This window comes from Qipengyuania sp. (assembly GCF_965277845.1).
Taxonomy (GTDB): Bacteria; Pseudomonadota; Alphaproteobacteria; order Sphingomonadales; family Sphingomonadaceae; genus Qipengyuania.
This window is the reverse complement of record NZ_OZ255844.1, coordinates 1,860,812-1,884,180: the sequence shown is the minus strand read 5'-3', so window position 1 is coordinate 1,884,180 and position 23,369 is coordinate 1,860,812. Positions and strand designations below refer to the sequence as shown.

The 23,369-nt window shown below is 64.6% G+C and carries 22 protein-coding genes and 1 tRNA gene; 7 read left to right on the top strand and 16 right to left on the bottom strand.

Annotated elements, in window-relative coordinates; all coding sequences use genetic code 11:
• Positions 1–128: 128 nt before the first annotated feature.
• A complete protein-coding gene (locus ACQY4G_RS09140; RefSeq protein ID WP_421990415.1) occupies positions 129–1,055 on the bottom strand; it encodes a hypothetical protein in 927 nt (308 codons plus the stop codon).
• A 68-nt stretch (positions 1,056–1,123) separates the two neighbouring features.
• Between ACQY4G_RS09140 and ACQY4G_RS09135 the strand changes: the two genes are divergently transcribed.
• Genes ACQY4G_RS09135 through ACQY4G_RS09120 form a run of 4 tightly spaced genes read left to right on the top strand, consistent with a single transcriptional unit; the run spans position 1,124 to position 4,095 of the window.
• A complete protein-coding gene (locus ACQY4G_RS09135; protein WP_421990413.1) occupies positions 1,124–1,621 on the top strand; it encodes an RrF2 family transcriptional regulator in 498 nt (165 codons plus the stop codon).
• Positions 1,622–1,671: 50 nt separating this feature from the next.
• Complete coding sequence (locus ACQY4G_RS09130) at positions 1,672–2,490, top strand: aldo/keto reductase (protein ID WP_421990411.1); 819 nt, start codon at positions 1,672–1,674, stop codon at positions 2,488–2,490.
• Positions 2,491–2,534: 44 nt separating this feature from the next.
• On the top strand, positions 2,535–3,497 hold the full coding sequence (locus tag ACQY4G_RS09125) for a rhodanese-related sulfurtransferase (protein ID WP_421990409.1): 963 nt from the start codon (positions 2,535–2,537) through the stop codon (positions 3,495–3,497).
• Entirely contained in the window at positions 3,490–4,095 is a 606-nt protein-coding gene (locus tag ACQY4G_RS09120) for a glutathione S-transferase (protein ID WP_421990407.1), read from the top strand. Before ACQY4G_RS09125 ends, ACQY4G_RS09120 begins: the two co-directional genes overlap by 8 nt.
• Here ACQY4G_RS09120 and ACQY4G_RS09115 read toward each other — a convergent pair.
• From ACQY4G_RS09115 to ACQY4G_RS09105, 3 genes are all read right to left on the bottom strand, one after another.
• A complete protein-coding gene (locus ACQY4G_RS09115) occupies positions 4,092–5,204 on the bottom strand; it encodes an ATP phosphoribosyltransferase regulatory subunit (protein WP_421990405.1) in 1,113 nt (370 codons plus the stop codon). The two genes, ACQY4G_RS09120 and ACQY4G_RS09115, sit on opposite strands and share 4 nt — an antisense overlap.
• A 105-nt stretch (positions 5,205–5,309) precedes the next feature.
• Positions 5,310–6,893: a phosphoglycerate dehydrogenase gene (gene serA / locus ACQY4G_RS09110; protein WP_421990403.1), complete on the bottom strand. Its 1,584-nt coding sequence runs from the start codon at positions 6,891–6,893 to the stop codon at positions 5,310–5,312.
• A gap of 101 nt (positions 6,894–6,994) precedes the next feature.
• Complete coding sequence (locus tag ACQY4G_RS09105; protein ID WP_421990401.1) at positions 6,995–8,158, bottom strand: phosphoserine transaminase; 1,164 nt, start codon at positions 8,156–8,158, stop codon at positions 6,995–6,997.
• A gap of 173 nt (positions 8,159–8,331) precedes the next feature.
• Between ACQY4G_RS09105 and ACQY4G_RS09100 the strand changes: the two genes are divergently transcribed.
• Positions 8,332–9,504 (top strand): glycosyltransferase family 4 protein, encoded by a 1,173-nt coding sequence (locus ACQY4G_RS09100; protein WP_421990399.1) that lies wholly within the window; start codon positions 8,332–8,334, stop codon positions 9,502–9,504.
• Between the two features lie 4 nt (positions 9,505–9,508).
• Here the strand turns inward: ACQY4G_RS09100 and ACQY4G_RS09095 are convergent, their stop codons facing one another.
• Positions 9,509–9,961: a hypothetical protein gene (locus ACQY4G_RS09095; RefSeq protein ID WP_067691357.1), complete on the bottom strand. Its 453-nt coding sequence runs from the start codon at positions 9,959–9,961 to the stop codon at positions 9,509–9,511.
• A gap of 72 nt (positions 9,962–10,033) precedes the next feature.
• Positions 10,034–10,660 (bottom strand): PadR family transcriptional regulator, encoded by a 627-nt coding sequence (locus ACQY4G_RS09090; protein ID WP_421990397.1) that lies wholly within the window; start codon positions 10,658–10,660, stop codon positions 10,034–10,036.
• A gap of 106 nt (positions 10,661–10,766) precedes the next feature.
• On the opposite strand from ACQY4G_RS09090, the gene ACQY4G_RS09085 reads away from it, so the two are divergent.
• Positions 10,767–12,095 carry a replication-associated recombination protein A gene (locus tag ACQY4G_RS09085; RefSeq protein ID WP_421990395.1) on the top strand — a complete coding sequence of 443 codons (1,329 nt, stop codon included), beginning with the start codon at positions 10,767–10,769 and terminating at the stop codon, positions 12,093–12,095.
• Positions 12,088–12,966: a hypothetical protein gene (locus tag ACQY4G_RS09080; protein ID WP_421990393.1), complete on the top strand. Its 879-nt coding sequence runs from the start codon at positions 12,088–12,090 to the stop codon at positions 12,964–12,966. The genes ACQY4G_RS09085 and ACQY4G_RS09080 overlap by 8 nt, the downstream gene beginning before the upstream one ends.
• A gap of 19 nt (positions 12,967–12,985) precedes the next feature.
• Here ACQY4G_RS09080 and ACQY4G_RS09075 read toward each other — a convergent pair.
• The 10 genes from ACQY4G_RS09075 to murB form a co-directional block, all read right to left on the bottom strand.
• Positions 12,986–13,061: transfer RNA gene (locus ACQY4G_RS09075), tRNA-Ala, on the bottom strand.
• Positions 13,062–13,147: 86 nt separating this feature from the next.
• A complete protein-coding gene (locus ACQY4G_RS09070) occupies positions 13,148–14,083 on the bottom strand; it encodes a hypothetical protein (protein ID WP_421990391.1) in 936 nt (311 codons plus the stop codon).
• A gap of 133 nt (positions 14,084–14,216) precedes the next feature.
• Positions 14,217–14,957 (bottom strand): Bax inhibitor-1/YccA family protein, encoded by a 741-nt coding sequence (locus ACQY4G_RS09065; RefSeq protein ID WP_067691375.1) that lies wholly within the window; start codon positions 14,955–14,957, stop codon positions 14,217–14,219.
• A gap of 134 nt (positions 14,958–15,091) precedes the next feature.
• Positions 15,092–15,595, bottom strand: a complete 504-nt coding sequence (locus tag ACQY4G_RS09060; protein WP_067691378.1) for a YbjN domain-containing protein — start codon at positions 15,593–15,595, stop codon at positions 15,092–15,094.
• A 150-nt stretch (positions 15,596–15,745) separates the two neighbouring features.
• Positions 15,746–17,296, bottom strand: coding sequence for a tetratricopeptide repeat protein (locus ACQY4G_RS09055; protein WP_421990389.1), 1,551 nt, complete (start codon positions 17,294–17,296; stop codon positions 15,746–15,748).
• A gap of 49 nt (positions 17,297–17,345) precedes the next feature.
• A complete protein-coding gene (gene ftsZ / locus ACQY4G_RS09050; RefSeq protein ID WP_421990387.1) occupies positions 17,346–19,142 on the bottom strand; it encodes a cell division protein FtsZ in 1,797 nt (598 codons plus the stop codon).
• Between the two features lie 134 nt (positions 19,143–19,276).
• Complete coding sequence (gene ftsA / locus ACQY4G_RS09045; RefSeq protein WP_421990385.1) at positions 19,277–20,563, bottom strand: cell division protein FtsA; 1,287 nt, start codon at positions 20,561–20,563, stop codon at positions 19,277–19,279.
• Positions 20,563–21,471 carry a cell division protein FtsQ/DivIB gene (locus ACQY4G_RS09040; protein WP_421990383.1) on the bottom strand — a complete coding sequence of 303 codons (909 nt, stop codon included), beginning with the start codon at positions 21,469–21,471 and terminating at the stop codon, positions 20,563–20,565. Before ACQY4G_RS09040 ends, ftsA begins: the two co-directional genes overlap by 1 nt.
• Positions 21,464–22,465, bottom strand: a complete 1,002-nt coding sequence (locus tag ACQY4G_RS09035; RefSeq protein WP_421990381.1) for a D-alanine--D-alanine ligase — start codon at positions 22,463–22,465, stop codon at positions 21,464–21,466. Before ACQY4G_RS09035 ends, ACQY4G_RS09040 begins: the two co-directional genes overlap by 8 nt.
• Positions 22,435–23,361, bottom strand: coding sequence for a UDP-N-acetylmuramate dehydrogenase (gene murB, locus ACQY4G_RS09030; RefSeq protein WP_421993600.1), 927 nt, complete (start codon positions 23,359–23,361; stop codon positions 22,435–22,437). The genes ACQY4G_RS09035 and murB overlap by 31 nt, the downstream gene beginning before the upstream one ends.
• Positions 23,362–23,369 lie beyond the last annotated feature (8 nt).

Sequence of the window (23,369 nt, the reverse complement as noted above, 5' to 3'; positions counted from 1 at the left end):
GACAGGACTCGACCAAGGGATGGATTGGAGAAGCGGACAGCCGCTTCAAATGCGGTGCGCGGGTTAGGGGGCGCGAGGTGGCACGTCAAGCGGCATGCGCAAGCACTCGTATGCGCTGACGAGAACGATCAGGCGGCGCGCGGGATGGCACAGGCCGATGCATAGCCCAGACCGCGCTTGATCGCGGGGAACAGCCTGCCGCTGGCCGCTCCCAACGCCAGCTCCGTGCGGACCTTTCGCCCATAAAGCGCCTCGATCCGCTCGCCGAGCTCCGCCGCAACGGCGACATCGCCCGAAGATACGGCCGTGCCGAAATCATAGGCCAGCGCATCCTCGTCGCATTCCGGCTGCCCTATCAGCGCATTCTGGATGCGGTCGGAATCGAGACCGTCGGCCAAGGCGAACTGGCGGACGATCTCGACACAGGGACCGCAATCCTCCGCGCGGGTCGAGCCCAGCCGGGCCATGTGCAACAGGGCGGCAGGTGCGTGATGGCGGTGGCCGGACAGCAACATGGCGTGCTGGAACTTCTCGGTTGCGAAGCCCCCTGCCCGGTTGAGATCGTCGAGATAGGGTTCGGACTTGCCGGCGACCTTGCGCATGATGGAGAGGAACAAGGGTTTCGGCAGAGGGACAGGCGAAATGCGCTGCCGGGCCATCTGAACTCCTACGGCCAGCAGGACCAGTACCGGCGGACCGAGCACGCCGGGCGCATCCGCCCAGAAAACGTCGGGGGCGCAGATTCCGGTGGTGACTTCGTAAACGTGAAAAGCACCATGCGCGGCCAGCCAGCTCACCCCGATCAGCGCGGCGCCCCAGCGCAGCGCGAGATTGGCCGAGGCGAAGAGGAGCACCACACCCGAAAATATATAGGCAAGGCCGATATCGCCGATGAAATGGCGGTTGGCGGGTCCGGTCGTCTGCACGGTCTCGAGCGTACCGTACCAGACCAGCGGGTCGGTCAGCATGAAGACGCCATTGGCTATCGCGAAAAGCCCGACCAGTGCGATCACCGCTTGCATCAGCCGATCGAGACCATCAGGTTTGCCCAACATCGCGCTTCTCCTTATATTCGGATATTTAATATCCATTTATAAAGTTGCACGCAAGAGGGATCGGACGCATGCGGATCAACAAGGGTGTCGAATGGGCTGCGCACGCCTGCGCGCTGCTGGCGCCCCTGTGGCCCGAGCGCGGCCTGTCGCTGGCCGCGCTGGCCGAGTTTCACGGCGTTCCGGAACCCTATATGGCCAAGCAGATGCAGGCCCTTGCCCGCGCAGGGATCGTCAACGGTGGGCGCGGCCGCAGCGGCTTTTACAGCCTCGCACTGCCGCCGGCCGATATCTCGCTGCTCGACATATTGCTGGCCGTCGATGGTGAGGAACCCATGTTCCGTTGCACCGAAATCCGCCAGAACGGCCCCTGCGCCAGCAGGCCGGAGGACTGCAAGCTGCCCTGCAATATCGCCGCCGGCTTCGCACGGGCGGAGGTCGCCTATCGCGACAGCCTCGCGCGGATCGATCTCGCCACGCTGAGCAGCAGCGTCGCGGCGCAATTGGGGCCAGCCAAGGTCGAACAAGCGGCCGGGTGGATCGCGGAGAATCTGCGCTCGCGCAGCTAAGCCGTCGGAAACAAGTCTCCACTGCATGATTGATAGGCAAAGGAGATACCATGGCAGAATACCCCACGCTCACTCTCAACGACGGCCGCAAGATCCCGCAGCTCGGCTTCGGCACCTGGCAGATCGAGGAGGACGAGGCTGCGGGTGCAGTGCGGACCGCGCTCGATGTCGGTTACTGGCTCGTCGATACCGCCGCCGTTTACGGCAACGAGCGCGGTGTCGGCGAAGGGATCGGCGAGTGGTCCGACATCTTCCTCCAGACCAAGATCTGGAACGAGAGCCAGGGCTACGACCGCACGTTGAAGGCTGCCGACAAATGCCTCGAGCGGCTCGGGCGCGATCATGTCGATATGCTGCTGATCCACTGGCCTTGTCCGGAGAAGGACCTGTTCGTCGAGACCTGGAAGGCGCTGATCGAACTGCGCGACCAGGGCAAGGCGAAGTCGATCGGCGTTTCGAACTTTCGCGAAGAGGATCTGAAGCGGATTGTCGATGCAACCGGCGTGACACCTGCGCTCAACCAGATCGAACTGCATCCCGGCTTCCAGCAGCGGGCCCTGCGCAAGGTGCATGAGGAGATGGGCATCGTGACGCAAAGCTGGTCGCCGCTCGGCCAGGGTGGCGGGATGGATGCAGGCGCGATCCAGCAAATCGCAGGCGAGACAGGCCAACCACCCAGCGCGGTAGTGCTGCGCTGGCACATCCAGCACGGCCTCTGCCCAATCCCCAAATCGACCAGCCGCGACCACATCGAACAGAATTTCGCCGCGCTTTCCTTCGAACTGTCGGACGAACAGATGGCGCGGATCGACGCACTTGACGATCCTGATGGACGGCTGGGGCCCGATCCGGCGTCGTTCGAGGGATGATGCGAGGGGATGCAGCGCGCGCAAGGCGGTGCTAGGGGCGCCGCGTGACCGACGACAAGACCAACCTCCCCATCCGCATTGCCGCGCTCTACCAGTTCGCGCGGTTCGACGATCCTGCCGCGATCAAGCCCGATCTGCTTGCGGCAATGGAAAAGGCGGGCGTGCGCGGGACTTTGCTGCTCGCGCGCGAGGGTGTCAACGGGACGATCGCTGGATCGGACGAGGGGATCGAGGCGGTCCTCGACCATGTGCGTGGTCTGCCCGGCTGCGCGGAAATCGAGGTCAAGGAATCGCGTGCCGCGATCATGCCCTTCCACCGCACCAAGGTGCGGCTCAAGAAGGAGATCGTGACCATGGGCCAGCCCGATCTCGATCCGCTCGACGGTGTCGGCACCTATGTCGCGCCCGAGGACTGGAACGCGCTGATTTCCGATCCCGACACGATCCTGATCGACACGCGCAACGATTACGAGGCGCAGATCGGCAGCTTCGAGGGCGCGATCGATCCCGAGACCAAGAGCTTCCGCGAATTTCCGGAGTGGTTCCGCGCCAAGCGTGCCGAGATCGAGGCCCAGGGGCGATCGCCCAGGATCGCCATGTTCTGCACCGGCGGCATCCGGTGCGAGAAATCGACCGCCTTCGCCCGCGCCGAAGGCGTTGACGAGGTCTATCATCTCAAGGGCGGCATCCTGAATTATCTCGAGCACGTGCCCGAGGGCGACAGCCTGTGGCGCGGCGAATGTTTCGTGTTCGACGAGCGTGTCAGCGTCGGTCACGGCCTCGAAGTTGGCGAGCATTCGCTGTGCCGCGCCTGCCGCCGCCCGCTAAGCGTATCCGATATGGCGCATGAGCATTACGTGGAAGGCGTATCCTGCCATCGCTGCCACGGCGAACGCAGCGAAGAACAGCGCGCCCGCTATGCCGAGCGGCAGCGGCAGGAATTGCTGGCCGAAGCCCGCGGGGCGGAACACGTTGGCCGCCGCGAGGATGCCGAAGCCGATGGCTGAGCCGATCCTCTACAGCTTCCGCCGCTGCCCCTATGCGATGCGCGCCCGCATGGCGCTGTCGGTGAGCGACGCGCAATACGAGCACCGCGAGGTAGTGCTGCGCGACAAGCCGCCGCAGATGCTCGAGGCCTCGCCCAAGGGCACGGTGCCGGTACTGGTAGGCGAGAATGGCGAGGTCCTCGAGGAAAGCCTCGACGTCATGCGCTGGGCCTTGGGACAGAGCGATCCCGAAGGCTGGCTCGACCGCGACGATCCGGCGCTGATCGAAGCCAATGACGGCCCCTTCAAGCACCATCTCGACCGCTATAAATACGCCACCCGCTACGATGATGTGGACCCGGAAGAACACCGTGCGGCCGCTCTCGACATCCTGCGCACGTTGGAGGAAAGACTGGAGGCAGGCGCTTATCTATGCGGCGAGCAGCGCGGCTTTGCAGATATCGCGATTTTTCCCTTCATCCGCCAGTTCGCCAATGCCGACCGTGCTTGGTTCGATGTGCAGGACCTGCCGAACCTGCAGGCCTGGCTCGAGGGTCTGATCACTTCCGACCTGTTCACCGGAGTGATGCAGAAACACCCGCAGTGGAAAGCGGCCTAGAGCGCGCGGGGTTCCTTTCCCTCCAGAACGTGCGAACAGCCCAACGCTTGCGCATCGTCGCTCTCGGCAACCGCAGCCACCGTCCGCCATCCTATGGCCCGTAGCCGCGCAGCGGCATCGCGATCGTGTCCGGGCGGTAGGAAGAGCTTCTGTGCCTCGCGGTCATCGGTCGAGCCCAGCGCATCGAGCAGGGGATCGATGTAGAGCGAGAAACCTGTCGCCGCCTCATCGCTGCCCTTGATCATATAGGTACCACCCCGTCCCAGCGCGCCGCGCGCGCCTTCGCCGTAGAGCGTGAAACCGAACCAGCTCTGATACTCGAAACCGTGACGCTCGGTCGGGTCGAGCGTGACGCGCGCGCCGTCGCCGATTGCGGCGGCGATTGCGTGCAGGCCTTCAATGCGGCTTGCCAGTGCTCCACCCGCATCGATCGCGGCGAGCTTGTCGATCGCTTCGTCGAAATCGCCCGTGGCATAGAGCAATGGGAGATAGGCATCGCCGCCCGCTTCGCGCAGACCGCCGGCGTCCTTGGTGTCGAGTTCGCGGCGGACCGCCTCTCGTTCGGCCGGGCCGAGCGGCATGGCCTTGTCGGCCAAGGTATCGACGAGGTCGGGAAGCGTGAAATCGACCGAGATATTGGCGACCCCGGCCGCCTTCAGCGCGTCGATCGCGACCGAGACGATCTCGCTCGCCGCCGCGACACTGTCGGCACCGATCAACTCGGCGCCCATCTGCAGGCGCTGGCGTGCGGGATCGAGCTGGTCTGCGCTCAGAAAGGCGACATCCCCCGCATAGCAGAGGCGCAGCGGTCGCGGTGCGGAGGCCATGCCCGTCGCGGCAATACGCCCGACCTGCACCGTCATATCGCTGCGCAGTGCGAGCGTGCGCAGACTGTCGGGATCGGTAAAGCGCACCATCCGCCGCGTGGCGACACCGTCCATCCGCCCTGCCAGAGAACGCTCGAACTCGACCAGCGGCGGCCGCACGCGGTCGTATCCATGACCGTCCATCGCATCGAGCACGGCGCGCATCGCCATTGTGATGGCGCGGGCACGGTCGGGAAGAGCGTCTTCGAGACCGACGGGCAGGAGGTCGTCAGGTGTGATCATTGTTCCTCATTCGTCATCCCGGCCCATGAGCCGGGATCGCTTTCGTCCATGCGCCTAGCCGAGAGCGATCCCGGGTCAAGCCCGGGATGACGATCTGGGGTATCGTCAGAATGCCAGAGGCGTCACGACCTTGACGCCCTCGAGCGCGCAGGCCTGCCCGACGATATCTTGCGGGATCGGCGCATCGACACTGAGCAACAATACCGCTTCGCCGCCCGCCTGGCGGCGGCCGAGATGGAAGGTGCCGATATTGATGCCGTTCTCGCCGAGCAGCGTACCGATGCGGCCGATGAAGCCCGGTGCGTCCTCGTTGACGATATAGAGCATGTCCCCCGACAGTTCGGCCTCGATGCCGACGCCGAACATTTCGACGAGCCGCGGCGCGTCGGCACCGAACAGCGTTCCAGCGACCGAGCGATCGCCCTGCTCGGTGCCTACGGTGACCCGGATCAACGTGTTGTAGGCACCTTCCTTCTCGTGACGGACCGAACGGATGTCGAGCCCGCGTTCCTTGGCAAGATAGGGCGCGTTGACCATGTTCACCGTGTCCGAATACTGGCGCATCAGCCCGGCCAGCACCGCACCCTCGATCGGCTTGCCCGAGAGCTCTGCCGCGGCGCCTTCGCGCTCGATCGAAATCTTGGTGAGATTGCCATGCGCAAGCTGGCCGACGAGGCTGCCGAGGTTTTCGGCGAGCTTCATGTACGGCCTGAGTTTCGGCGCTTCTTCCGCGCTCAGGCTTGGCATGTTGAGCGCATTGGTGACGCCGCCGTTGACCAGATAATCGGCCATCTGCTCGGCCACCTGCAACGCGACATTGACCTGCGCTTCGGTGGTGCTGGCACCGAGGTGCGGGGTCGAGATGAAGCCGTGAGTGCCGAACAGCGGGCTTTCTTTCGCCGGCTCGGTCGCGAACACGTCGAGCGCTGCTCCGGCGACATGACCGCTTTCGAGCATGTCCTTCAATGCCTCCTCGTCGACCAGCCCGCCGCGCGCACAATTGACGATGCGCACGCCCTGCTTGGTCTTGGCGAGATTCTCGCGGCTCAGGATGTTGCGCGTCTCGTCGGTCAGCGGCGTGTGCAGAGTGATGAAATCGGCACGCGCGAGAAGCGTGTCGAGATCCACCTTCTCGACACCGATCTCGACCGCGCGATCTTCGGTGAGGAAGGGATCGTAGGCGATGACCTTCATCCTGAGGCCCTGCGCGCGGCTGGCAACGATGCTGCCGATATTGCCCGCGCCGATCAGGCCGAGCGTCTTGCCGGTCACCTCGACGCCCATGAAATCGCTCTTGGGCCATTCGCCCTTTTGCGTGCGGGCGTCGGCGGCGGGAATTTGGCGCGCCACGGCCATGATCAGCGCGATGGCATGCTCGGCGGTGGTGATCGAATTGCCGAACGGCGTGTTCATGACGACGACGCCCTTGCCGCTGGCATAGGGAATATCGACATTGTCGACGCCGATCCCGGCACGCCCGATCACCTTGAGGTTTTCGGCGGCATCGAGGATTTCGGGCGTGACCTTGGTCGCACTGCGGATGGCGAGGCCATCGTACTGCCCGATCACGGCCTTGAGCTCGTCGGGCGTCATGCCGGGCTTCACATCGACATCGCAGCCGCGCTCTTCGAAGATGCGCGCGGCGTTGGGATCCATCTTGTCGGAGATGAGGACTTTGGGTTTGGTCATTGGAAATTCCTAAATCGCGAGACCCAGCGAAGGCTGGGACCTCATGCGGATTGGCGCTTGGCCGAAAGAGGCCCCAGCCTTCGCCGGGGCTCACTTCGTTGTCAGCTATGGGAGGCTTTCACCTGCTCGTAGGCCCACTCGATCCACGGCAGGAGGCGCTTCAAGTCCTCCTGCTCGACCGTACCGCCGCACCAGATGCGCAGGCTCGGCGGGGCATCGCGATAGCCGTTGAAGTCGTAGCCGACATCGCGCTCTTCGAGCAGCTTGACGATCTTCTTGGGAACGGCGGCCTTATCCTCGTCGGAAAGGCTGTCGTACCACTCGCCCTGGAAGACCATGCACACCCCGGTATTGGTGCGCTTGGCCGGATCGGCAACCATGTTGCGCAGCCACGGCGTCGCCTCGATCCAGTCGAGCACGATCGCGGCATTGGCATCGGCGCGTTCGAACATCGCCTTGCGCCCGCCCATCGCCTGCGCCCATTCGAGCGCGTCGATATAGTCCTCGGTCGCCAGCATCGAGGGCGTGTTGATCGTCGCACCTTCGAAAATGCCGGTGTTGATCTTGCGGCCCTTCTTGAGGCGGAACAGCTTGGGCAGCGGCCATTCGGGGTCGTATTCCTCGATCCGCTGCACCGCCTTGGGGCTGAGGATCAGCATGCCGTGCTGGGCTTCGCTGCCCATTACTTTCTGCCAGCTGTAGGTCGTGGCATCGAGCTTGGCCCAGTCCATCTCCATCGCGAAGATGGCGCTGGTGGCATCGTTGATGGTCACGCCTTCGCGGCCCGGTGCGAGCCAGTCGGTGTCCGGGATCTTCGCGCCCGAGGTCGTACCGTTCCAGGTGAAAACGACGTCATTGTCCTGCGGGATGCTCGCAAGATCGGGAATCTCGCCGTAATCGGCGTCGAGCGTGGTCAGCTTGGGCAGCTTGAGCTGCTTGACCGCATCCTGGATCCAGACATTGCCGAAGCTTTCCCATGCCGCAACGGTCGCGGGACGGTCGGGGCGCAGCATCGTCCACATCGCGCATTCGAGCGCGCCGGTGTCAGAAGCGGGCATGATCCCGACCAGGTAATCCTCAGGCACGCCGAGCATGTCCTTCGACAGGTCGATGGCATATTTCAGCCGCGACTTGCCGAGCGCGCTGCGATGCGAGCGTCCGAGCGATTCGGTTTTGAGATTTGCGGCAGACCAGCCCTTGCGTTTGGCGGTCGGACCGGACGAAAAGAAAGGGCGCTCAGGCTTGAGCGTCGGTTCGGCAGTCATGTATTCTCTCCTTGCAGAGAGCTCGCGCGGCGTTGGGACCGCGTGGCCCGTCGGCGGCAATAAAGTTGCTTGTCGGCAAGTCAATGCGAAATAGGTATGCTTCGACCAAGCGGTGTTTGTTCCCGACAAGCGAAGCCTCGCCAAAATGGTTCCGACTCCCTAAAGGCCCCCCGATGGATGTGACCGACCTTCGCATCGCGCTGTTCAGCGGGAACTACAATTACACCCGTGACGGGGCGAACCAGGCACTCAATCGACTGGCCGACTATCTGCTGCGGCAGGGGGCGGCGCTGCGCGTCTATTCGCCGGTGGTGGCCGAACCCGATTTTCCGGCGACCGGCGATCTCGTCGACGTGCCCAATGTCCGCATGCCGGTGAAGGGACGCGGCGAATACCGATTGCCGCTGCGAATCGACGAAAGGGTGTGCCGCGACCTCGAGCGGTTCGCACCCAATACGCTGCACCTCGCATCGCCGGATCCGGCTGCGCATGGGGCGCTGAAATGGGCGCGCGAGCGGGAGATTCCGGTATTGGCCTCGGTCCACACGCGGTTCGAAACCTACCCGCGCTATTACGGCCTGGGTTTTCTGGAGCCTGCGGTCGAGGCGATCCTGCGGCGGTTCTACCAGCGCTGCGATGCACTGGTCGCCCCGTCGCAAAGCCAGATCGACGAACTAAAGGCGCAGGGGATGCATGACGACATCAGCATCTGGTCGCGCGGTGTCGACCGGACGGTGTTCGACCCGTCGAAGCGCGATCTCGAATGGCGGCGGTCGCTGGGCCTTGCCGACGACGATGTCGCGATCGTCTTTCTCGGGCGTTTGGTGATGGAAAAGGGGCTCGACGTCTTCGCCGAGACGATCGTCCAGTTGCGCAGGCGGCAGGTCCCGCACAAGGTCCTCGTTATCGGCGACGGCCCTGCACGCGGCTGGTTCGAAAAAGCGCTGCCCGGCGGGATTTTCGCCGGATTCAAGACTGGCACGGACCTTGGCATGGCGCTCGCCAGCGGGGATGTCTTCTTCAACCCATCGATCACCGAGACCTTCGGCAATGTCACGCTCGAGGCGATGGCCTGCGGGCTGCCGGTGGTCGCGGCCGGCGCCACCGGTGCGGCGAGCCTGGTAAAGGATGGCGAGACCGGTCGGCTCGTGCCGCCGGGCAAGCCCGATGTCTTCGCCCCCGCCTGCGCCGAGGCCTTGGCCCCCTATTGCACCGACGACGCGCTGCGACTCCAGCACGGGGCGAACGGCGAGAAAGCGGCCCGCGCCTATTCGTGGGATGCGATCAATCAGGCGATCGTCGACACCTACCTGCGGCTGTGCGAGGCCCGCGCAGCCGCAGGCTAGGCGATCAGCGCAATACGCCCGTGGCCGCCATCCGGCGCGCGTACCACACCAGGAACAAGGTGATCGCGAAAATCACGAAGGTGAAGATGATGGGGGTGGTCGGGTCTGTCATTCCCGGCATCGGGTTGGTCCATTGGTGGATCATTCCGAAAACCAGACCCACCAAAGAAAGCAGGAATGCGTGGAAGGCGAAGCGACTGCGCAGGAGCAGCAGGATCGAGCCGGCGACCGCACCCCATACTCCGAGCCCCCAAGCGACATTGGCCCACAATGGCATGGCATTCATGTACGCGATCGCCGCATCTACGGTCACGCCGGTGGGTTCCATCATGCTGGCGAGGTATTCGCGATTCTCGGCCTTCGACATCAGATAGTCGTAAGCGCCGAACCCGTTCCACAGCAGCGAAACCAACCCCACGACCCATAGGTGCCACGGCGTCTTGGCTCTCGTATTCATTGTTGTTCCCTCCCTCATGCGAACCCGCGGGCGAGACTAACGCCTGGCCCGCGGATGGCAATCGGGAGCGGATCAGAGCCGTTCGATCTTCTTGGCCAGCTCGTCCACCAGATCGACGATTTCGCGCATGGTCTCCTCATCGAGTTTGCCTGACCGGGCGCGGTTCTTGAGCACGCCGGCGAGATTGCCGAGCGCGCGAAACATCTCGGGCGTGGCAAAGGCACGGCGGTGTTCTCCATGGCCCGAGAGCCGCTCGAACAGCGCCTCGACCTCGTCGGCGCGTTCATCGAGTTCGGTACGACCGGCATCGGTCGCTTCATAGGCCTTGCGCGTTTCATCTCCCGCAGCCTGCGCGATCGCGCCTTCGTCCTCGAGCAGCGACAGCGTGGGATAGATCGTGCCCGGGCTCGGTGCATAGGCGCCTTCGGTCAGCTCCTCGATCGCCTTGATCAATTCGTAGCCATGACGCGGTTCGTCGGCGACGAGCTTGAGCAGCACCAGCCGCAATTCGCCCGAACCGAACATCCGGCGCCGTCTGCGTCCGCCGCCACGCGGCCCGAAATCGAAGGTCCAGCCGGGGCCGCCGAATTTCCCCGATGCACCGAGGCCGTCCTTGCATTCCGCCTCCGCCATCATCGCCGCCACGAAGGGCCAGCCACCCATCCTGCGCATTTTGCGCCACTTGTATGCCTTGTGCATGTCACGAGTCCTCGCGTTATCTTCGATAGCTCTAAGATATATCTTATTTGCCGATACGCAAGAGGCCCCTGCAATTCCTCGGCCAAGGCCCTATGTCAGCCGACCAATGGCCGATTTGTTTCCCGATGACGTGCCCCAGGCACCGGCACCCGACACCCCGCGCGAGGATGCACCGCTGGCCGATCGGTTGCGTCCGGCTTCGCTCGACGAGGTTATCGGGCAGGACCATCTGACCGGGCCGGAAGGCGCGATAGGTCGCATGGTGGCGGCAGGCCGCCTGTCCAGCATGATCCTGTGGGGCCCGCCCGGCACCGGCAAGACCACCATCGCGCGACTGCTGGCCGACAGTGTCGGTATGCGCTTCGAAAGCGTGAGCGCAGTGTTCAGCGGCGTCGCCGATCTCAAGAAGGCTTTCGCCGCCGCCGACAAGGCAGCGGAAGCCGGCCAGCGCACGCTGCTGTTCGTGGACGAGATCCACCGCTTCAACCGCGCGCAGCAGGACGGTTTCCTCCCCTTCGTCGAGCGCGGGACGGTCACGCTGGTCGGCGCAACGACCGAAAACCCCAGCTTTGCCCTCAATGCCGCGCTGCTCAGCCGCGCGCAGGTGCTCATCCTCCAGCGACTGGACCACGAGGCGCTAGGGCAGCTCCTAGACCGGGCCGAGGCCCTCGAGGGGCCGCTGCCTCTTACGCCCGAAGCGCGCGATGCGCTGGTGGCCAGCGCGGATGGCGATGGCCGTTTCCTGCTCAACCAGGCCGAGACGCTCTACAATGCGAAGATCGGTGTCGACGGCTCCGGGCCGCTCGATCCGGCCGCGCTCGGCAATTTCCTGCAACGCCGCGTGGCGGTCTACGACAAGGATCGCGAGGGCCATTACAATCTCATCTCCGCGCTCCACAAAGCGGTGCGCGGCAGCGATGTGCAGGCGAGCCTCTATTACCTCGCCCGCATGCTGACGGCCGGCGAGGAGCCGCGCTTCCTTGCCCGCCGTCTGATCCGCATGGCGGTGGAGGATATCGGCATGGCCGACCCGCAGGCCCTGGTGCAGTGCATGGCGGCCAAGGACGCCTATGAATTCCTCGGCAGTCCCGAGGGAGAGCTCGCACTGGTGCAGGCCTGCACCTATCTCGCCACCGCGCCCAAATCGAACGCGGTCTACAAGGCACAGAAGGCTGCATTCAAATCGGCGCAGGAAACCGGCAGCCTGATGCCGCCGCAGAACATCCTCAACGCGCCGACCAAGCTGATGAAGGATATTGGCTACGGTTCGGGCTACAGCTACGATCACGATGCCGAGGAAGGTTTTTCCGGCGACGATTACTGGCCCGAGGAGATGGAGCCGCAACGCTATTACGAACCGGTCGAGCGCGGATTCGAACGCGAGGTGAAGAAACGGCTCGACTATTGGGACAAGCTGCGGCGCGAGCGTGGCTAGGTTTGATCACTTCCTCGCCATCGACTGGTCGGGTGCCAGGGGACCGGTCCAGAAAGGTATCGCGCTCGCCATCGCGCATGCCGAAGGCGGCGCGCCGGTACTGGTCGATTCGGGCCGCGGCTGGTCGCGCGAGGATGTGCTCGCCTTGCTGCGCGAGGACTTGCCCGCGGGAACCCTGGTCGGGCTCGATCTCGGAATAGCGCTGCCTCACGCCGATTGCGGGGCCTATTTCCCCTGGCGGGACGTGCTCCTGCCCGACGCACCGTCACTGTGGGCGCTGATCGACGATATCTGTGCCCGCGATCACAATCTCGGCGCGCAGAGCTTCGTCGACCATCCCGATTTCGCACCCTATTTCCGCAATGGAAGCGTTACCGGCCCCCACTTTGGCTGCGACGGCGCTAAGCACGGGCGCGGGCGGTTTCGCGTGACCGAACACGCGCAGGCGGCCATGGGGTGCAAGCCCTATTCGAACTTCAACCTCGTCGGAGCCGCACAGGTCGGCAAGTCGAGCCTGACCGGCATGCGGATGCTGCATCGGCTGCGCGACCGCCTGCCCGTTTGGCCGATCGATCCCCTGCCCGCGTCGGGCTCGGTCGTGGTCGAAATCTATACCAGCCTCGCCGCAATGGATGCCGGGCGCAGCCCCTCCCGGGCGAAAATGCGGACCTTCGAAGCGCTCAATGACGCGTTGGAGGCCCTCGGCAGCCCGGGGGTCGGCGGTGACGGTTCGATCGACGACCATGCCTCCGACGCACTGCTCACTGCGGCGTGGCTGCGCACCGCGGCGGAAGATCCTTCTCGGTGGTGTCCCGAAGGCCTCGAAAGCACGATCGCCCGGACCGAAGGCTGGACCTTCGGCGCGCGCTGAAACAACAAACATGGGTCCCTGGTGGAGCCGAGCGGAATCGAACCGCTGACCTCGTCATTGCGAACGACGCGCTCTCCCAACTGAGCTACGGCCCCGTTCCAGGTTCGCCGCACCACCCACGCGGACGGTGCGCGGCGCGCCGTTTAGCGAATGGCGGCCCGCCTGAAAAGCACCAATCCCACTAATCCTGAGGCGTGTCGTCTTCGCCCGCATCATTGGGAATGGGCTGCACGATCGGCAGCGAAGCACGCGTTTCGTCGACCGGGACAACCGGGATCCGCGCGCCCGTCTCGGGATCGACGACCCTCGTTTCCTGCAAGGGGGTGGCACTCAGCTCGGCAGGATCGGCACCCGGTTGTGGCAATCGCGAGCTGCGTGCGTTCATCACCGCCACATAACCCGGTTGCGAAGCGCCGTAGCGTTCGCCGTAACGGGCATCCCAGGCCGCGGATTCGCGCTCGTACTGCTCGTAGGCCACGAAGAAGCGCTCGAACGGTCCCTCGAATGTCGCGAAATTGGCCAGGGCAAAGCCGATCGGATCGACATCCTGCGTCGCGAGATATTGCTGCGAGATTCCGAGAGCCGTACGGCAGAAATCCGCTCGGGCGGGTGGCAGGGCGAAATAGTTATAGACCATCGTCATCTGGCTTTCGCGCGCCATGATGGCTTCCCGCCGACCGCGATATTCGGTCCGGTAATCGGCATCGATGCGGTCGTTGATCCGTTTGAGCGGGCGTGCGAAATCCTTGATATAGCTGCTATAGGCATCGAGGATCGGCTGATATTGCGGATCGAGGCAATTGAGCGCCGCGACATTCCACGCCGAGCGGAAATGCCAGACCTTTTCGTCGTCGGAAATGCCGAGATTGACGGTTTCGCGCAGGCCGAGCGAATTCACCGGCGGGATCCTCATGACGTAGGACGCCTGGCCCGGCGGCAGCGGCCTGATGGGGACGGCTTCGACCGGGGGAGGTGGCGGCGGCGGAGGAGGCGGCGGAGCGGGCGTCGTACATGCACCCAATACGGCAAGGCCAGCGGCGACAGCCGCCATGCGAATGGTGATATTTGAACCGCGACTCATGGCGCGTTGACCCTCCTCGATAAACTTCTCGTTCATCCTGCGCCGCCGTCTCTTGACGGGGGATGAAGCACCTCTGCTAGCCGCTGCGGCAGGCAAAGAAAATGCCCGGAGCGCTGGTAACGCCCCGGGCACGGTCGAATGATTCCTGTGTGCGACGAGCGGTTGGGCTCTATTCGCGATTGCCCATGAACTGCAGCAGGAACATGAACATGTTGATGAAGTCGAGATAGAGGCTCAGCGCGCCCATGATGATCGCCTTGCCGGCGAATTCGGTGCCGCGCAGATACTGGTACTCGCGCTTCAGGCGCTGCGTATCGTAGGCAGTAAGCCCTGCGAAGATCAGCACGCCGATGAAGCTGATCGCCAGCGCCATCGTGCTCGACTGCAAGAAGATGTTGATCACCATGGCGATCAGCAGGCCGATAACGCCCATCACGAGGAAGGTGCCCATACCCTGCAGGTTCTTCTTGGTCGTGTAACCGAACAGGCTCAGGCCCGCGAAGGCGCCTGCGGTCGCGAAGAAGGTCGCGGCGATCGATTCACCGGTGAACCGCAGGAAGATTGTCGACATCGACAGGCCCATCACGGTCGCGAAAGACCAGAACAGCACCTGCAACGTGCCCTTGCTCATCTTGTTGAGGCCGAAGCTCATCGCGAGGACGAAGCCGAGCGGGGCCAGCGCCACGATCCACATCAGCGGGCCGCTGGCGAAAGCGAGCGCGAGGCCGCTCTGTGCGGTCAACAGGGCGACGATGCCGGTCAGCAGCACGCCCGAAGTCATGTAATTGTAGATCGACAGCATGTGCTTGCGCAGCCCAGCGTCGAACGTCTCCTGCCTGGCAACGGCGTCGCCAGCACGCGGCACGGAGCCGAAGCTCTGCCTCTGGTCGGTGTCGTTCCAATTGGCCATCTTTGTGCAACTCCTCTTGGCAGCGCGGAAATGCGCCCTGCTCCTGAACCGGAATATCGGCATTTCGTCCCGCGATTTCAAGCGAAACCGGAGCGGGCAAGGCTAACGATCCTTAACCGTCCGGCGGAATCCGATCAGGCTTCGCCCGCGGCATCGACCATCGCTGCCTCGAGCGCCTCGGTCGGCGTCCGTCCTCCCCACAGAACGAATTGAAATGCCGGGTAGAATCGGTCGCATTCGTCGACCGCGATTTCGACCAGCGCCTGCGCCTGACCGAGGCTGAGCATACCCTCGTCGCCCAACATGGTGCCATTGCGATAAAGCAGAACGCCGCCGTTCGACCAGATGTCGAAATGGCCGAGCCACATCTGTTCATTGACCAGGCTCACCAATTCGTGCGCCGACGCCATCTTGTCCTTCGAAATGCGGATGTCTGGCAGGCAAAGGATCTGCAGCACCATGTCCTCGGGCCGCCAGATGCTGCGCAGCTGGTACTTGGTCCAGCTGCCCTGGATTTCGCCGCTGATCTCCGTGGATGTCGATTCGCAAGGCCAGCCGCGCGCTTCGAACAGGGCGACCAGCATATCCAGCGGTGCAGCATCCTCTTCGACCTCGTAGCGGTCTTCTGATGGTCTCATCGCAACTGTCCCCTGCGCGTCATGTGTTGGTGGATGCCGAACCGCAGGGTCGATTGGCAATGGAGGCAGGCGTCGACGCTGGGGAGAACCGCGAAGGCTTGTGCAAAGCTTGTGAACAAAACCGCGGAACGCATTAACCCTTTGCGAGGATCATAGCGCGTCTATCGCTTCGCCTTCGGCGCTGATGAACGGGAAGGAATCGATATTCAAACGCTTGAGTTCGTTGACTATTTCACGGGCCTTTTCGGCGCTTTCATAGGGGCCGGATAGAAGCCGATTTGCCTCACCCCAAGGGGTGATGAATGGGCCTTTGCCGTCGAGACTGCCATCCGCCTTGCGCGCGATTCGGCGCCAGTCGAATTTCAGGGCATCTCTGTCCTTGCCGGTCGCCACCTGCACCCAGTGCCGCGAAGGATGGACCGGTGGCGGCGGTGGTTCGGGCCGGGCTCGCTCGCGCGGGATCTCGATCCTCGTGATGTCGACCGCTCCGTTCTCCGCTGGCGCGGGTTCGCCGGGTTCGAGTGTGAAGCTGTTGAAAGCCTCCGCAACCGAGGACGAGACGGGTGCCGGGGAGGGCGGAGGCGACGGTGTGGCCCGTGGCGGCGAAACCGTCGACGGCTGGCCGGCGGGTTCGACTGCTGCGATGACAACCGGCGATTGCTGCTCGGACGACGCAGCCCGCTCGCGCCCGGGCGGGGTCGCCGCTCCCGCGGACTGAGCTGAGGCCGTCGAAAGAGAAGGCGACGCTTGATCGGGCACCGCAGCCGGGGGCGGCGCCGTTTCCCTGCTTCCCGTCCTATCGGGACGGCGCCGGGGCTGCCGGTCGCGGGGATCGGATGCCGCGGCCGGAGGAGGGGACGCCGGCCCGGTCGCCGGGGCAGCCGCGCGCGCCACTTGTGCGGGCGGTCCCGAATATCCCGCGATCCCGGCATCGTCCCTGCCGATACTCGCGGTTCGCGGGAAGATGCCGAGATTGCCGGCGGCGGCCTGCTGGGCCTTGGTCAGTCGCGGCATATATTCGAAATAGGCCGCCATGCGCGCGCCGACACCGGCGGGCAACATGGTGTTGGCGATGTCCTTGGCTTCCTGCGCATCGCCGAGAATGGCGAGACCGAAGGCACGTGTACGGAAAGCGGCCACGTCCCCCTGCTCGAGCAGGGGCAGCAGAGCGGTCTCGAACCCTTCACGGTCACCCGAAATGGCCAGGCTCAAAGCCAAGCGACGGGTGATCTCGTGATTGACGCCATTCGCAAGGGCGAGCCGGTAAAGCTGCTGCGCGCTGGCCGTATCGCCGACGAGGTCGAAGGCGAGCCCCCGGTCCTCGGCCATTCGCACGTTCGAAACACCGGCCCTTTCGGCTTCGGCAAACAGCCGCAGCGCCTCGACGGGGCGGCGCGATCGGACGTAGGCCTTTGCCAGGCCGAGCTTGCTGCGCGCATTGCCGGGCGAGAGTTCGTTGGCGCGTCCGAAGAAGCCGGTCGCCGCGTCGATATCGCCCAGTTCGAGCGCCGCCTCACCCGCATCGAGCAAGGCCTGAACATCCGCCGCATTTCGCGCCAGCCGGGACAACGCTTCGCCCAGATCACGCTCGCCCTGCGCGGGCAAGGGTTGCACGATCTCGCGCTGGGCCGATACACCTTCCCCGTGCGCGGCAAAAGCCAGCAGCGCGAAGACAGCAGCATGGCGCGCTTTCGAGATCATGTGCCCTTCCTCGCAGCCCGGGCGTTAACCCGCGCTGACGCGGCTGTGACTACTGGTTGTTCTGACGTCCGAGGAACCGCGGGATGTTGAGCCCGCCGCTGCTGCTCTCGCCACTCCCCTCCTCCTCGTCGTCTTCGGTCTCGGCGTTGCTCGCCCCGCGTGAGAGATTGGCCATGCGCTCGAACAGCGTATTGCCGGGGAGCGATCCGGATCCGCCACCGGCGCCCTGACCGCCAGCCGGAGCATCGGTGCCGGATGCGCCGCCGGCCGAACCTTCGCCGGGTTGCGCGGGTTGTTTGCGGCCGGGCTTGGTAGCCAGCGGGCTTTCCCCGGCGAGATGTTCGTCGCCGAGTTCGAATTCGTCCTGCGGCTCCCGGGAATCCTCGCGCATGTCGCCCGACAGGTCGAGCGGCGGACGGTCCTCGCTCCAGCCACCCTCGGTCGGAGCACCGCCGAATTCGCTATCCTCGGCAGGCGGGGGAACCCCATCGCCATCGGGCCCATCGAAGCGCTCGGTATGCTCGTTGCGCAGTCCGGCCAGCGGATCGACGATCTCGTCGACATCGTCATAGCCGTCTTCGTCTTCCTCTTGGGAAGAACCCGAAGTTGCCGGCGAAAGACCGAAGGGCCGGGCACTTTCCTCGCCCTCGGCTTCATCGGTCAGGTCGAGCGCATCGGCCTCCGCGGCAACCGGCTCGGGCTCGGAGACCGGTTCAGGCGGCGGTGCAGGCTGCGGCTCGGGATCGGCCGAAAGACCCTCGTTCAGCTCGAACGGCTCTTCCTCGGCGACACTGTCGCTGGACAAGTCGAGGGCCGGGCGCTTGGGCGCGCTGCTTTCGCGCATCGAGAAGGAACGCGTGGGTGCCGCGGGCATCGAGCCATTCTGTTCGATGCCCGTTGCGACCACCGAGACGCGGATCTTGCCCTCGAGGTCGGGGTTGAACGCGGAGCCCCAGATGATGTTGGCATCTTCATCGACCAGTTCGCGAATATGATTGGCCGCCTCGTCCACCTCGAGAAGCTTCATGTCCTCCCCGCCGATGATCGAGATGATCACGCCCTTGGCGCCGGTCATCGAGACGCCGTCGAGCAGTGGATTGGCGATAGCGTGCTCGGCCGCTTCGAGCGCGCGGTTGTCGCCCTCGCCCTCGCCGGTGCCCATCATCGCCTTGCCCATCTCGCTCATTACCGAACGGACATCGGCAAAGTCGAGATTGATGAGGCCCGGCATGACCATCAGGTCGGTGATCGAACGCACGCCCTGCTGGAGCACTTCGTCGGCCAGTTGGAAGGCTTCCTTGAACGTCGTTTCCGCCTTGGCGACCAGGAACAGGTTCTGGTTGGGAATGACGATCAGCGTATCGACATGCTTTTGCAGCTCGTCGATTCCCGCCTCCGCCGCGCGCATGCGGCGCGTGCCCTCGAACAGAAACGGCTTGGTCACCACGCCCACGGTCAGCACGCCCTTCTTGCGCGCCGCCTCGGCGATGACGGGGGCCGCGCCGGTGCCAGTCCCGCCGCCCATGCCGGCAGCGATGAACACCATGTTCACGCCGTCGAGCGCGTCCTCGATCTCGTCGACGGTTTCTTCGGCGGCGGCCTTGCCCACTTCGGGACGCGCGCCAGCGCCCAAACCGCCGGTGATATCGGGACCAAGCTGAATGCGTTTTTCGGACGCGGAGGTACTGAGAGCCTGGGCGTCGGTATTGGCGACGATGAAATCGACGCCCTCGATCTCTGCCGCCATCATATTGGCGATGGCATTGCCGCCCGCCCCGCCAACGCCCACGACCATTATCTTGGGACGAAGATCATCGTCAGATGCCGGTCCGATATTGATACTCATCAAGAGTCCCCTGGGTATTCGTAAATCGCCTGCTGGCGTTATGTCACATCTCTGGCACAAAGCGAATCGCAGGTCGAAGCGATGTTTGCCTTATCCACAAGGGCTAAAGGCGGGTTTGCGCCGAGCATCAACCCTCAGAAATACTCGCGCACCGCTTGAAAGACACGGTTCACCAGACCCATGCCCCGATACCGCTTGGTAGGCTGGTAGCGCGGCCCGACCGAACGGATATCGATCGGATCGTCCGCAGCGTAGAGGCACAATCCGGCGAGCGCCGCGAAACCCGGCGTCGCATGGGCCTCGGGCAAGCCTTGCAGGGCCGGCGGCTTGCCGATGCGCACCGGCTGACCAAGTGCCCCTTGCATGAATTCGGCGATGCCGTGCAATTCCGCTCCGCCGCCGGTCAGGACCACCTGCCCTCCCTGACCGCCCGAGAAGCCCAGAGCCTTCAGGGCCTTTCCGATCTCGGCAGTCGCCAATCCAAGCCGGTCGGTGACGATCGAAACGAGTTCGGCCCGGGCGATGCGATTGTGCTCGTCCGCACCTCGGGCCAGGCGACCGCCGGGTTCTTCTCCGGGGCCGTTGACGGGAATCATCTCGCGGTGGTCGGTGGGCGTCGCGATGGCTGAGCCCGCAACGCATTTGAGCCGTTCGGCCTGGCTGCGGCGAATGCCCAGCGATGAGGCGATCGCATCGGTAATGTCGTTCGAACCACTGGGTATCGACTTGAGGCCCAGCAACATCCCCCCGGCATGGACGGAGACATTGGTCACCTGCGCACCGATCTCGACCAGCGCCACGCCGAGATCGCGCTCCTCGGCGCTCAGGCAAGCGTAAGCGGCAGCCAGCGGGCTCGCGACCACGCCTTCCACGTCGAGATGCGCGGTCTGCACCGCTTCGATCAGATTGCGCACCGGCGCGCCTTCGGCCAGCGTCACGTGGACATCGACGCCGAGCGCCTCGGCATGGAGGCCCTTGGGGTTGGCGACCCCATGCGCCCCGTCGAGCGTGTAATGCGCGGGCTGCGCGTGCAGCACCATGCGCCCGTCGGGGTGCAGATGGTCGCGCGCGGCATAGAGCAGGTGCTCGATATCGTCCTCCTCGATGCGCCTGCCGCCAATGGCGATCTCGACGCTGGCAATCTTGCTCGACAGTCCCGCCCCGGCACAGCCGATCCACACGCTTTGGATCGAGGTATTGGCATTGGCCTCGGCCTTCTCCACCGCGGTACGGATGGCGTGGCTCGCCGCCCGCATATCCGTCACATATCCACGCTTGATCCCGTCGCTCGCGCGGTGGCTCGATCCCAGCACGACCATTTCGCCGCCCTCGGCCTGCCCCATGATCATCGCCGAAACGCGGAACGAACCGATGTTCACGGCACCGAAGACGCGGGTGATGCGCGGCTGCTGGCTGGCCACTATTCGCCCCGTCCGTTGAGCGCCATCTGCTTGGGGCACGGCCCCTCCTCGCAGCGCAGATAGGCGCGATCGGGTACGCGCATGTCGATGGCGATCGGCTTGCCACCGATCAGGCGGTGCATGCCGTCCAGCTGGGCAAACTTGACCAGCGCGGGCGGGCCGAGATCGCCTTCGGGCAGCGCCAGCAGCTGGCCGGTCTTGAAGGTCAGGTTCCAGCGCCGGTTGCCGACCCATTCGGCCGAGGCGATCTGCGGTTTCAGCGCGGGGGCGGCATCGAGCAGCCTGCCCAATTCCTCAACCTGGCGCGCGGCACCCGGCCCCTCGATCAGCAACTTGCCCTCGGCATTCTCGGCACTGATCGGTTCGAGCGCATTGCCCTCCCGATCGATCAACACCAGGCGGTCGGGTCTCTTCAGTACCGCGTGAGGAACCCGCTCGACGATATCGATCTTGAGTGTGTCGGGCAGCTGGCGCGATACGCGCGCGTCGGCCACCCACGGCAATTCGAGCAACCGCTCGCGCACATCCTCCAGCTCGATCAGGGGCATCGGTCGATCGCGCTCGGACAGCACGCGCTCGTAAACCAACTGCTCGTTCATGCGCTCCACCCCCGAAACGCGCACGCGGCTGACCTCGAAGCCCGAGCGCGAGGCGGATTTGGCCAGCTCCGTCCGAGCCAGTTCGGGCACGCCGGCATAACTCGCGATGGTCCAGGCGATGCCTGCGCCGGCGACGATAATGACGAAGAGGAAGAACTTGTGCCACTGCTCCTCGGTAAAGGGGAGCGCAGCCATGGCCCGGTCGAGCAGACCGCTGGTGTGGCGCTTGGCGGCGCGGGCCTTCTGGCTGCGGTTCTGCGCCGCGGCCGAGCGGCGGACGCCGGTGGGTTTGCGCTTGACCTTAGCCATCACCGCCCCCGACATCGGCCGAATGGTGGCGTAGCGCCGCCGCGACTACCAACTCGCACAGCTCGCCATACTCGATCCCGGCATGCTTCGCCTGTTCGGGCACGAGGCTCAAGGGCGTCATGCCCGGCTGGGTATTGGTCTCGAGGACGAAGAGGCCGTCCTCGCCCTGCTCCTCGTCCCAACGGAAATCGGTCCGGCTGGTGCCGCGACAGCCGAGCACCTTGTGCGCCTTGAGCGCATATTCGAGACACAGATCAGCAATCTGCTGCGGGATATCCGCCGGGCAGACATGATCGGTCATGCCGCCGGTATATTTCGCGTCGAAATCGTAAAACCCGCTCTTGGGCTTGAGTTCGGTCACCGCCAGCGCGCGCGGTCCGTTCGCGAAATCGACCACCGCAGCCGTCATCTCGCGCCCCCTGATATAGGGTTCGGCAAGAAGTTCCGCGAATTCCTGCCAGGGACCCTCGGCATCGCGCGCGATGGGATTGCCGTAATTGCCCTGGTCGGTGACGATCGCCACACCGACCGAGCTGCCTTCGTTGACGGGCTTGAGCACATAGGGGCGCGGCATCGGGTCGCGTTCGAACAGATCGGCGCTTTTGATGATGCGCCCACCGGGCATGGGGATGCCGTGCGGCACCAGCGCCTGCTTGGTCAGCTGCTTGTCGATCGCAATCACGGAAGTGGCGAGGCCCGAATGGGTATAGGGCACGCCCATAAGATCGAGCATGCCCTGCACAGTCCCATCCTCGCCCGGCACGCCGTGAAGCGCGTTGAAGACGACATCGGGTGCGGCCTCGGCAATCCGCGCGGCAACCTGCCGGTCCATATCGATCCGCGTAACTTGGTGCCCGCGCTCTTCCAGCGCGCTGGCGACACCTTCACCCGACATCATACTGACGGACCGCTCATTGGCCCAGCCACCCATAAGAACGGCAATGTGCAATTTCCTGTCGAGGGTCACGGCCGCCCCACACGCTGGATTTCCCATTCGAGTTCGACGCCCGAATGCTCGTAGACGCGGCGCTTCACTTCCTCACCGAGTCCCTCGATATCGGCGCTGGTCGCATTGTCGACATTGATGAGAAAGTTGGTGTGCTTCTCGCTCACTTGTGCGCCGCCCATGCGCAGGCCTCGGCAGCCGGCGGCATCGACCAGCTCCCAGGCCTTCCTGCCCGGCGGGTTCTTGAAGGTCGAGCCGCCCGTCCTGGTGCGCAGCGGCTGCGAGTTTTCACGCGCTTCACCGATTTCGTCCATCTTCGCCCCGATAGCTTCGGGGTCACCGGGCTCGCCCTGGAACCGGGCACGGACCACCACGGCACCGTCCGGCAAGGCGGAATGGCGATAGGTATATTGCAGGTCTTTCGCAGGCAGCGTGATCCATTGGCCATTGGGCATGATTACGTCGCAATCGATCAACACGTCGGACACCTCGCGGCCATATGCCCCGCCGTTCATCCGCACGAAGCCCCCGACGGTTCCGGGAATGCCGCGCATGAACTCGAGCCCCGCGATACCCGCGTCGCGGGCGGTCGAGGCGACGAGGATGCCATGCGCCCCGGCGCCGCAGGTCAGCGTGTAATCGTCGCCCGCCTCGATCCCGGCAAAGGGCTTACCTAGCTTGACGACGACGCCGGGAACACCGCCATCGCGCACGATGAGGTTCGAGCCGAGGCCCAGCGCCATGACCGGCAGGTCGCCATCCAGCCGTTCGAGAAACAGTTTGAGATCGTCGAGATCGGCGGGTTCGAACAGCCAGTCGGCCGCCCCGCCGCTCTTGAACCAGACCAGCTTGGCCAAAGGCGCGTCGGGCGTGAGCTTCCCGCGCAGACCTTGGGTCTCGATGGGCGCAGCAATCCCGCCTTCCACCTCGCAATCGGGAGCCATTCCGCTGT

What these genes read in the sequence shown, in the direction of transcription:
- ACQY4G_RS09140 (WP_421990415.1), bottom strand. Translation starts at nt 1,055, where the DNA reads ATGTTGGGCAAACCTGATGGTCTCGATCGGCTGATGCAAGCGGTGATC.
- ACQY4G_RS09135 (WP_421990413.1), top strand. Translation starts at nt 1,124, where the DNA reads ATGCGGATCAACAAGGGTGTCGAATGGGCTGCGCACGCCTGCGCGCTG.
- ACQY4G_RS09130 (WP_421990411.1), top strand. Translation starts at nt 1,672, where the DNA reads ATGGCAGAATACCCCACGCTCACTCTCAACGACGGCCGCAAGATCCCG.
- ACQY4G_RS09120 (WP_421990407.1), top strand. Translation starts at nt 3,490, where the DNA reads ATGGCTGAGCCGATCCTCTACAGCTTCCGCCGCTGCCCCTATGCGATG.
- ACQY4G_RS09115 (WP_421990405.1), bottom strand. Translation starts at nt 5,204, where the DNA reads ATGATCACACCTGACGACCTCCTGCCCGTCGGTCTCGAAGACGCTCTT.
- serA (WP_421990403.1), bottom strand. Translation starts at nt 6,893, where the DNA reads ATGACCAAACCCAAAGTCCTCATCTCCGACAAGATGGATCCCAACGCC.
- ACQY4G_RS09105 (WP_421990401.1), bottom strand. Translation starts at nt 8,158, where the DNA reads ATGACTGCCGAACCGACGCTCAAGCCTGAGCGCCCTTTCTTTTCGTCC.
- ACQY4G_RS09100 (WP_421990399.1), top strand. Translation starts at nt 8,332, where the DNA reads ATGGATGTGACCGACCTTCGCATCGCGCTGTTCAGCGGGAACTACAAT.
- ACQY4G_RS09095 (WP_067691357.1), bottom strand. Translation starts at nt 9,961, where the DNA reads ATGAATACGAGAGCCAAGACGCCGTGGCACCTATGGGTCGTGGGGTTG.
- ACQY4G_RS09090 (WP_421990397.1), bottom strand. Translation starts at nt 10,660, where the DNA reads ATGCACAAGGCATACAAGTGGCGCAAAATGCGCAGGATGGGTGGCTGG.
- ACQY4G_RS09085 (WP_421990395.1), top strand. Translation starts at nt 10,767, where the DNA reads ATGGCCGATTTGTTTCCCGATGACGTGCCCCAGGCACCGGCACCCGAC.
- ACQY4G_RS09070 (WP_421990391.1), bottom strand. Translation starts at nt 14,083, where the DNA reads ATGAACGAGAAGTTTATCGAGGAGGGTCAACGCGCCATGAGTCGCGGT.
- ACQY4G_RS09065 (WP_067691375.1), bottom strand. Translation starts at nt 14,957, where the DNA reads ATGGCCAATTGGAACGACACCGACCAGAGGCAGAGCTTCGGCTCCGTG.
- ACQY4G_RS09060 (WP_067691378.1), bottom strand. Translation starts at nt 15,595, where the DNA reads ATGAGACCATCAGAAGACCGCTACGAGGTCGAAGAGGATGCTGCACCG.
- ACQY4G_RS09055 (WP_421990389.1), bottom strand. Translation starts at nt 17,296, where the DNA reads ATGATCTCGAAAGCGCGCCATGCTGCTGTCTTCGCGCTGCTGGCTTTT.
- ftsZ (WP_421990387.1), bottom strand. Translation starts at nt 19,142, where the DNA reads ATGAGTATCAATATCGGACCGGCATCTGACGATGATCTTCGTCCCAAG.
- ACQY4G_RS09040 (WP_421990383.1), bottom strand. Translation starts at nt 21,471, where the DNA reads ATGGCTAAGGTCAAGCGCAAACCCACCGGCGTCCGCCGCTCGGCCGCG.
- ACQY4G_RS09035 (WP_421990381.1), bottom strand. Translation starts at nt 22,465, where the DNA reads ATGGGAAATCCAGCGTGTGGGGCGGCCGTGACCCTCGACAGGAAATTG.
- murB (WP_421993600.1), bottom strand. Translation starts at nt 23,361, where the DNA reads ATGGCTCCCGATTGCGAGGTGGAAGGCGGGATTGCTGCGCCCATCGAG.